Origin of the sequence: Brevibacterium sp. p3-SID960, from assembly GCF_025144725.1 — a bacterium.
Classification (GTDB): domain Bacteria; phylum Actinomycetota; class Actinomycetes; order Actinomycetales; family Brevibacteriaceae; genus Brevibacterium.
In genome coordinates this window covers 1-9586 of record NZ_JALXKS010000062.1, presented here as the reverse complement: position 1 = coordinate 9586, position 9586 = coordinate 1, and the positions used below count along the sequence as shown (strand labels likewise).

Annotated in this window: 7 protein-coding genes; 2 read left to right on the top strand and 5 right to left on the bottom strand. The window is 67.9% G+C overall.

What is annotated here, in order from left to right; translation table 11 throughout:
* Positions 1-4: 4 nt before the first annotated feature.
* The 4 genes from infB to rimP all read right to left on the bottom strand — a co-directional run bounded on the left by infB (position 5) and on the right by rimP (position 4838).
* Positions 5-2779, bottom strand: coding sequence for a translation initiation factor IF-2 (infB, locus tag M3B11_RS13115; RefSeq protein ID WP_259877897.1), 2775 nt, complete (start codon positions 2777-2779; stop codon positions 5-7).
* Positions 2780-2910: 131 nt separating this feature from the next.
* Positions 2911-3162, bottom strand: a complete 252-nt coding sequence (locus tag M3B11_RS13110; protein ID WP_259877896.1) for a YlxR family protein — start codon at positions 3160-3162, stop codon at positions 2911-2913.
* A 66-nt stretch (positions 3163-3228) separates the two neighbouring features.
* Positions 3229-4212 carry a transcription termination factor NusA gene (gene nusA / locus M3B11_RS13105; protein ID WP_259877895.1) on the bottom strand — a complete coding sequence of 328 codons (984 nt, stop codon included), beginning with the start codon at positions 4210-4212 and terminating at the stop codon, positions 3229-3231.
* Between the two features lie 152 nt (positions 4213-4364).
* Positions 4365-4838 carry a ribosome maturation factor RimP gene (gene rimP, locus M3B11_RS13100; protein WP_259877894.1) on the bottom strand — a complete coding sequence of 158 codons (474 nt, stop codon included), beginning with the start codon at positions 4836-4838 and terminating at the stop codon, positions 4365-4367.
* Positions 4839-4940: 102 nt separating this feature from the next.
* On the opposite strand from rimP, the gene M3B11_RS13095 reads away from it, so the two are divergent.
* Together M3B11_RS13095 and M3B11_RS13090 are read left to right on the top strand one after the other, a co-directional pair.
* A complete protein-coding gene (locus M3B11_RS13095) occupies positions 4941-5918 on the top strand; it encodes a hypothetical protein (RefSeq protein WP_259877893.1) in 978 nt (325 codons plus the stop codon).
* 2 nt (positions 5919-5920) lie between these two features.
* Positions 5921-6940, top strand: a complete 1020-nt coding sequence (locus M3B11_RS13090) for an aminoglycoside phosphotransferase family protein (RefSeq protein WP_259877892.1) — start codon at positions 5921-5923, stop codon at positions 6938-6940.
* A 684-nt stretch (positions 6941-7624) separates the two neighbouring features.
* Here the strand turns inward: M3B11_RS13090 and M3B11_RS13085 are convergent.
* Entirely contained in the window at positions 7625-9454 is a 1830-nt protein-coding gene (locus M3B11_RS13085; protein WP_259877898.1) for a proline--tRNA ligase, read from the bottom strand.
* Positions 9455-9586 lie beyond the last annotated feature (132 nt).

Here is a 9586-nt window from a genome sequence, read left to right as displayed (position 1 = left end):
AGCGTCAGTCGCGCGGCTTCTCCTGCATCTCGAAGGTCTCGATGAGATCGCCTTCGCGGATGTCGTTGAAGCTGCCGAGACCGACACCGCACTCGAAGCCCTCGCGGACCTCGGTGGCGTCGTCCTTGAAGCGACGCAGCGACTCCACCGTGAGGTTGTCGCCGACGACGACTCCGTCACGGGTGATGCGGGCCTTCGAGTTGCGCTTGATGACGCCGTCCTTGACCATGCAGCCGGCGATGTTGCCCCACTTCGAGGAGCGGAACACTTCGCGGATTTCGGCCGAGCCGGTGTGGACTTCCTCGAACTCGGGCTTGAGCATGCCCTTGAGCGAGTTCTCGATGTCATCGATCGCGTCGTAGATGACCGAGTAGTACCGGACATCGACGCCCTCGGACTCCGCCAGGTCGCGGGCCTTGGCTTCGGGCCGGACGTTGAAGCCGATGACGATCGCGTTGTCGACGGTGGCGAGGTTGATGTCGTTCTCGGTGATCGCACCGACGCCGCGGTGGATGATCCGCAGGTCGACTTCCTCGCCCACATCGATCTTGAGCAGCGAATCCTCGAGTGCTTCGACCGCACCGGAGACGTCGCCCTTGAGGATGAGGTTGAGCATGTCGACCTTGCCCTCTTCGAGCGCCTTGGTGAAGTCCTCGAGGCTGATGCGCTTGCGTCCGCGTGCCTGGGCGGCATTGCGTTCGATGGCATCGCGCTTCTCAGCGATCTGACGGGCCGTGCGGTCGTCGTCGGTGGCCAGGAACGCGTCCCCGGCACGCGGCACGGATGACAGACCCAGCACCTGCACCGGACGTGAGGGCCCGGCCTCTTCGACTGACTGGCCGTTCTCATCGAACAGCGCACGCACACGGCCGTAGGCGGTGCCGCACACGATCGCATCTCCCTGCTTGAGGGTGCCGGACTCGACGAGCACGGTGGCAACCGCACCGCGACCCTTGTCGAGCTTGGCTTCGATGGCGATGCCGCGAGCGGACTTGTCCGGGTTGGCCTTGAGATCCAGCGCCGCGTCGGTGGTCAGCAGCACGGCCTCGAGCAGGTCGTCGATGCCCTTGCGCTGCAGCGCCGAGATCGGCACGAACATCGTCTCGCCGCCGAACTCCTCGGCGATGAGATCGTATTCGGTCAGCTGCGACATGACCTTCTGCGGGTTCGCGGTGTCCTTATCGATCTTGTTGACCGCCACGACGACCGGTACACCGGCAGCCTGGGCGTGGTTGAGCGCCTCGATGGTCTGCGGCATGACGCCGTCATCGGCGGCGACAACGAGGATCGCGACGTCGGTGGCCTTGGCACCGCGGGCACGCATGGCGGTGAATGCCTCGTGACCAGGGGTGTCGAGGAAGGTGATGCGGCGGTTCTCGCCCTCGTGCTCCATCGACACCTGGTAGGCGCCGATGTGCTGGGTGATGCCGCCGGCCTCCTTGGCCGTGACGTCAGCCGAACGGATCGCATCAAGCAGCTTCGTCTTACCGTGATCGACGTGACCCATGACGGTCACGACCGGCGGACGGGCCTGCAGGTCCTCATCGTCCTCAGCCTCGGCTTCGGCCTCGAGGTCGATGTCGAAGCTCTCGAGCAGCTCGCGGTCCTCGTCCTCAGGCGAGACGATCTGGATCTTGTAGCCGAGCTCCTCGCCGAGGATCTGGAAGGTTTCCTCGTCCAGCGACTGGGTGATCGTGGCCATCTCACCGAGGTGGAAGAGCACCGTGACGAGGTTCGTCGGATCGGTGTTGATCTTCTCGGCGAAGTCGGCCAGCGACGATCCGCGGCGCAGGCGCAGCGGGGTGCTGCCGTCGCCGCGCGGGACGGTGACGCCGCCAATCGACGGAGCCTGCATCTGCTCCATCTCCTGGCGCTTTGCGCGCTTGGACTTCTTGTTCCGTGCGCGACCGCCGCCGCGGCCGAACGCACCCTGGGTGGCGCCCCGACCGCGACCGGAGCCGCGCGGACCGCCCGGACGTCCACCGCGCGGAGGTCCACCGGGACCGCCGCCGGGTCCGCCGGGGCCGCCGGGTCCCCGGCCGCCGCCGCGCGACGGCGCGGGCTTGGCCAGGGCGGAGTTCTTCAGCATCGCCGGATTCGGGCGCGGTGCGCCCGGACGCGGGGCTGGCTTGCCGCCGCGCGGCTTCGGGCCGCCGCCGGTGCGGACAGCGTCCCCGCTGCCACCAGGACGCGGCCCCGGCTTGGGACCGGGCTTGGGCATCCCCTGCGAGGGCGCGAACGGGTTGTTGCCAGGACGTGCGCCGCCGCGGCCGCCGCCGGGGCGCGGTCCGGGCTTGGCACCGGGCTTGGGCATCCCCTGCGAGGGCGCGAACGGGTTGTTGCCAGGACGTGCGCTGCTGCGACCGCCGCCGGGGCGCGGTCCGGGCTTGACGCCGGCGGCTCCGGGCTTGGGGGCCGGCTTGGGAGCGGACTGCGCGCCCGGCTTCGGGGCTGCTTGGCCGGGCTTGGCTGCCGGCTTCGGGGCGGCAGGCTTCTTCTCGGCTGCCGGGGCAGCCGGCTTGGCGCTGCCGGAGGCTCCCGGCTTGGGGGCGGACTTCGCACCCGGCTTCGGGGCGGCGGGCTTCTGTGCAGCCTTGTCCTTCTTCGCACCTGCTCTGCCGGAATCGCCGTAGGCTTCCTTCAGCTTGCGCACCACGGGTGCTTCGACTGTCGACGATGCAGTGCGGACGAATTCGCCCATCTCCTGCAGCTTCGCCAGCACGTCTTTGCTTGTTGTGCCGAGCTCCTTCGCGAGCTCATGGACACGGGGCTTTGCCACTTTTCTCCTGTCCGGGTTCCTTCCCGGACAGGAAGGAACCTCATCGTGAGTGAACAGTTCTCATTTCACTGCTCACGACCGTATGCGTCGGGTGTCATTTCTGAGCACTCACTGCTGGGTTTCCATTCGGTTCATCTGCTTTCCGTAATCCGACGGATGTCATCGAGCAGCTGTGCACCGGCCGGGGCCTGAGTGCGCAGCGCTCGTCTGAACGCGCTTCTCTTCACCGCTGAGTCGACGCAGCGCTCATCGGGATGGATCCAGGCTCCCCTCCCGGGCAGCCTGCGCTGGGCGTCAACCGCAATGTGCGGTGTGCTTTCGTCAACCACTGCGAGCCTGACGAGCCGACTCATCGGCTCCCGCTTCCGGCATGCCAGACACATGCGCAGAGGTTCACCAGCACATAACACGCCTGCCAGTCTACCACTGCCCGCAGGCGCACCCGGCACTCAGCCCTCGCCGGCGGCGTCGTCCTCGGGGGTGACGATGTCGATCTTCCAGCCGGTGAGCTTGGCGGCCAGGCGGGCGTTCTGCCCCTCCTTGCCGATCGCCAGCGACAGCTGGTCGGCCGGGACGACGGCCCGGGCGAGCTTCTGAGCTTCGCTGAGCACATCGACGCGCATCGCCCGTGCCGGGGAGAGCGCGTTGGCGACGAACTTCGCCGGCGAATCGGAGTAGTCGACGATGTCGATCTTCTCCTCCCCCAGCTCGGCCATCACCGCACGCACCCGGGAGCCAAGCTCGCCGATGCAGGCTCCCTTGGCGTTGACGCCGGGCACCGTGGCCCGCACGGCCATCTTCGTGCGGTGGCCGGCCTCGCGGGAGAGCGAGACGATCTCGACGGTGCCGTCGGCGATCTCCGGGGACTCATGCGCGAACAGTTTGCGCACGAGGTTCGGGTGCGAACGCGACACGGTGATCGAGGGCCCCTTGAGCCCCTTGTGCACGTCGGTGACGTACACGCGGATCCTGTTGCCGTGGCTGTACTCCTCGCCGGGCACCTGCTCGTGCGGGGGCAGGACGGCCTCGACTTCGCCGAGGTCGACCTGGATCATGTGCTCGTCGCGGCCCTGCTGGATGAGCCCGGAGACGATCTCGCCTTCGCGGTTCTTGAAGGTGCCCAGCACCGAGGCGTCCTCAACATCGCGCAGCCGCTGGTGGATGATGTTGCGTGCGGTCATCGCCGCGATCCGCCCGAACCCGTCAGGCGTGTCGTCGAACTCGCCGATCGGGTTGTCGTCGTTGTCGAACTCCACCGCCCAGATGGTGGCGGTGCCGGTCTTGGTGTCGAGTTCCGCACGAGCATCCGGGTAGGCGCCCTCGGTGCGGTGGTAGGCGGTCAGGAGGGCCTGTTCGATGAGCTCGACAAGCGTTTCGAACGGGATCTCCCTTTCGTGCTCGATCAGACGGAGCGCAGAGAGGTCGATGTCCATTGCTGAGTCCTTCTCGGCACCAGGACCCGTGCGGGTCGTGCCGGCTGTTGAGTTGTCGGTATGGGCGATGTGCCCTTGAGCCTAGCGGAGTTGCCTGGGCCAGGGAAGCATCCGGGCGTCACCTGCCGCCTGCCCAGGGCGGGGGCGCAGGCCTATCTGAACTGGAGAACCGCCTCGGCGTGGGCGATCCCGGCGAGCTTCTGGGTCCGTTCCGATCCGTCGGCAAGCCGGAAGACCGCCTCGGGAGCGTCGCCGTCGCTGACGGTCAGCAGCACGCCTTCGAATTCTTCATCCGAGGTGGTGCGCACGGCCAGCGTGCGGCCGATCACACGCTGGAAGTGACGCGTCTCGCGCAGCGGGCGGGTCGCGCCCGGCGAGGTGACCTGCAGGTCGTAGGCGTGGTCGTTGAACAGCGGCAGGTCGTCGATGGTCTCGGAGATGATCCGGGTGGCCTCGGTGATGTGGTCAAGCGAGACCGGGTCTGTGGTCGTGCCGTCGAGGTCGACGACGACGGTCAGCGTGCGGAAGCGGCCGGCGACATGGGCAGTGATGTCCTCGACGACGATGCCGCGGGCGGCCAGTGGTTCGACGATGGCATCCCTGACGGGGGCTGTGTGCTTGTCCATGCCCTCCACCCTACGGCCGGTCTCTGAACACGGGCTGACCCCCGGCCTGCGCTCCGCGCACCGTGGGCCGGTGGCCAGATCCATGCCGTTAGGATTGTCAGCATGGCATTGCAGGGGAAGAGGATCAGCCGCCGCACGCTCATGGGCGGGGCGGCAGCGCTGGTGCTCGCGCTCTCCGGCTGCGGCCTGCGCCTCGACCGCGATCCGGAGGTCCCTGTGCTCTCGACCGCTGATGACGTGCGCAACACCGTGGCGCGGATCCTCGCCCGCACCGAGGCCGATGGCACCGACGCCGAGGTCGTGGACACCCTGGCTGCAGCGATCGGGCCCGAGTGGGCACCGCCGAGCGAACTTGTCACTCCGACCCCCACCTCGGGGCCGGATTCCTACACCTATGCCGACGGGCTGCATGCCGCCGCCGAGGCGATCGTCACCCGCTTCGATGACCTCGACTCGATGCGGGCGGTGCTTGCCGACGTCGCTGTCGGTGCGGTGCTGCTCCTGCAGCAGGTCGGCGATGACCGGGCTGAGCCGCTGCTGGAGACGATCCGCACTGTGCCTGCCGACCGTCCGGACACCGACGCCGGTGCCTCGCCGAGTGCGGACAGCGGCACCCCGGCAGGCGAGGGCGAGCAGGCCGATCCGCAGCAGGATGCGCTGACCGCCTTCGCCCAAGCCTGCTATCAGGGCTCATATGCCTATGAGCGCACCGCCGTGCTCGTCCCCGCTGATGCGCCCACCCGCCAGATGATGCGCACCCGGATCACCGAACTCGATGTCGCAGCCGACCTGGCCAACGAGCGGCTGGCCGACGCCGGGCATCCGGCAGCGGAGAATCAGCCGGCCTGGCGGATCGACCCGGATCCGGCCAGCGCGGGAGCTGAGACGGCCGCAGCCGCCTACGAGGATGCGATCATCACGCGGATCGAGCCCCTTTTCGGTGACGATGTGCAGGCCCCGCGCCTGGGACTGGCGAGCCTGTGGCAGTCGGCTTCGGCCCGGGCACAGCTCGGGCAGCTTCAGACGCTGCGCTTCGACATCACCGCCCCTGCCACCGCCACCCCGACAACGGAAGGATGACGATGCGCGTACCTGCTGTGCTGCTCAATTCGGCTGCTGAGGTGATCGGCGCCGAATACGCTGGTGCGTGGGCGCAGGCGCTGGACTTCATGCTCATCGAGCTGCTCGACCGGTGGAAGCTCACCCGCGACCCGGTGCCCGGTTCGCCATGGGCCGGAGCCGAGAGCCTCGTCATCCCGGTGCTGACACAGGAGAACTATCAGGCGATCATCCGCTTCGCTGCCCCCAACACCGCCAACCCGCAGGTCCACCTGCAGGTCCTCGAGGCCCTGCAGGCCTGGCAGGGCCACGGTGCGGTGCGCGTGTTCGAACAGGACAGCTCGTTCCGGGCGACGCTGCAGGAGCGGCTGCGCACCACCGTCAACCTCTCGACCGAGCCGCTGGGCAGCGTGCCGCCGATCTGGGGCCAGCTCGTCCGCGCGCTCAAAGTTGCCGGCGTGCCGGGGTTCGTGCGCGTACAGGACATCGCCGCGAAATGGCTGGAGACCTTCCAGGCCGACTGTGCGCTCGTGCGCGACTTCCCGGAATTCTCCGCCCAGGACTATCAGGTGCTCGACAGCGCCCGAATGTGGATGGAGAAGCTGGCGTACTCCGATGAGCACTGGCTGCTGCACGCCGACCTGCACTACTACAACATCCTCGCCGGCCACCCGGACCTCAGCGGGGTAGCCACCTGGAAGGCGATCGACCCGCAGCCGCTGACCGGCCCGACGGCCTATATGGTCGCCCCGGTGCTGTGGAACCGGCTGTATGAGATCCCCCGGCCCACCGGTGAAGAGCAGGCACAGTGGCTGCGCGAGTTCGCCCACCGGCTGTGCCATCACGCCGAGATCGAAGCCGCCTACGGCATGGGCGCGACGGTCGTCCGCGAGCTGGAGAACATGTTCTGGTACCTGCGCTCTGCTTATAAGGGTACGCAGAAGGCCTTCGGCGATGCCGCCCGCTCGCTGTGGGTGTGCCGGGCGATGTGCGGGGTCAGCGTCGGCGGCGTCAGCGCCCACGATCTCAAGCGCCTCGGCTGAGCCGTGCCGACTGGCCGGTCGTGACGTCATATGACAGGCGATGACATGACATGACGGTCAGATGCGCGCCTGCCAGCGGTGCGCTTGAGCGTATGAATGGTCAGCTCGTCCCCGCGGCGAAAGGCCGGAATCCCATGCCGCGCATTGTCCTCCTCAACGGCAGCCCCTCGACCCGCCGGTGCGCGCACCCGTCGGCTTACGCCGGAGAGCAGCGAAGCTTAAGGGACCGAAACCTCTACGGTTCCGGCCCCTGCGCGCCTGATCTCGGTCTGCTGTCTGTCGCATCACCTCACACAATCGCCGCCGCCGGCTGCGCACCGTTGACCAGATGCCGCTGCCGCGAGGACGCCTGCGATGCTGTCGCTGAAGCCCTCTAGGTGTAGTTCCTGGGGAGACGGGAGTGTCGGTCATGGGCCCTCCAGAACAGTTGGGTGTCGATGCGACACGCCCAGCCCGACGGCTGACCTGTTCCCGAGGCGCCGGTGACGTCATGTGCCGACGTCTGGTGTCACCTGTGGTCGTCTGGCGCCGTTGTTCGTCATGAACCTTGACGCCAGATGAACCCTGGCAGCGGTTGAACTCTGCTTGCAATTCAACACCGACAGCAGACGCCGGGGCACAGCAGCAGACGCAGCGCAGCGGCCGGGGCACGGCTGCGTGTCCCGGCCGCTGTGGAGACTCAGCTCAGAGTTCGCCGCGCTTGGCGCCGAGCTCCTGGTACTTCGCATCGACGGCTTCGACGGTGCGGGCGACGGCGTCTTCGACCGGCACGTCGGTCGCTTCGCCGGTGCGACGGTCGCGCAGCTCCAGTCTGCCGTCGGCCAGGCCGCGGCCGACGACGAGGATCGTTGGCACGCCGAGCAGTTCGGCGTCACCGAACTTCACGCCCGGTGAGGCCTTCGGGCGGTCGTCGAGCAGGACGCGCACGCCCATCGATTCGAGCTCGGCGGTGATCTTCTCGGCGGCCTCGAGCGGTTCTGCGCCCTTGCCGGTGGCGACGATGTGCACATCGGCCGGTGCCAGGTGCTGGGGCCAGATGAGGCCCTTGTCGTCGTGGTTCTCCTCGGCGATGCAGGCCATGGCGCGGGTGACGCCGACACCGTAGGAGCCCATTGTCACGACCTGGGCCTTGCCGTTCTCGTCGAGCACCTTGAGGTCAAGCGCCTCGGCGTAGCGGGTGCCGAGCTTGAAGATCTGGCCGATCTCCACTCCGCGGGCCAGCTCCAGCGGGCCGGAGCCGTCCGGGGCCGGATCGCCTTCGTGAACCTTGGCGACTTCGAGTACACCATCGACAGTGAAGTCGCGGCCGAGGATGAGGTCGTAGACATGGGTGCCGGCCTCATTGCCGCCGGCCACCCAGCGCGAGCCCTCGCGGGTGATGCGCGGATCGACGAAGAAGCGCACGCCCGAGCTGCCCTCCGCGCCGAGCACCTGATCGGCCAGCGAGGTGCCGGGGCCGATGTAGCCGACGACGATGTCCGGGTGCTTGGCCAGGTCCTCCGCGCTCGCCGGTTCGAGGTCGATCTCGCCGGTGGAGAGCATCCCGGAGCCGGCGGCCCGGTCGAGGTCGACTTCCCGGTCGCCGGGCAGGCCGATGGCGATGACCTCCCGCTGCCCGTCCGGGTGGACGAGGGTGCACATGACGAGCTTCATCATGTCTGCGGCCTCCCACGGGCGGTCTGCGCGGGCGAAGAGCTCGTTTGAGACATCAACCAGGGAAGCGATGGTGTTCGCCTCCGGGGTCGTCTCCTTGTGTGCAGCCGGCGCGTCCGAGGCATCGAGCGGCTCGCCGACGAGCGTGGTGACGGCCTCGACGTTGGCGGCGTATCCGCCGGTGGTGCGCACGTAGGTGTCCTCACCGACCTCGGAGGGATAGAGGAACTCCTCGGTGCCCGAGCCGCCCATCGCCCCGGAGGTCGCCTCGACGATGACGTAGGGCAGGCCGAGGCGCTCATAGATGCGGATGTAGGCATCGCGCATGATCTGGTAGGACTCGTCCAGCCCGGCGTCGTCGATGTCGAAGGAGTAGGCGTCCTTCATGATGAACTCGCGTCCGCGCAGCAGGCCAGCGCGCGGACGCGCCTCGTCGCGGTACTTCGTCTGGATCTGGAAGATGCTCAGCGGCAGGTCCTTGTACGAGGAGTACAGGTCCTTGACGAGCAGCGTGAACAGCTCCTCGTGCGTCGGCGCGAGCAGATAGTCGGCTTCCTTGCGGTCCTTGAGCCTGAAGATCCCGTCACCGTAGGTCTCCCAGCGGCCCGAGGCCTCGTAGGGACCGGCCGGCAGCAGCGCCGGGAAGTGGACTTCCTGGGAACCGGCGGCGACCATCTCCTGACGCACGATGTTCTCGATGCGGCGCAGCACCTCGAGCCCGAGCGGCAGCCACGTATAGATCCCTGGGGCGGCACGGCGGATGTAGGAGCCGCGGTGCAGCAGCCTATGGCTGGCGACCTCGGCATCGACCGGGTCTTCTTTCAGGGTGCGCGCAAACAGCGTCGACATCCGCAGGGCCATGAAGGTGTTCTCCCCTAGTTCGTTCTCAGGACGGTCACCTCGGACTCTATCACTGCCGAACCGCATGCCCGCCGCGCTCAGCGGGCCCTGCTGCGCAGCACCAGAGCACCGCTGACACACCGGTCCCGAGGC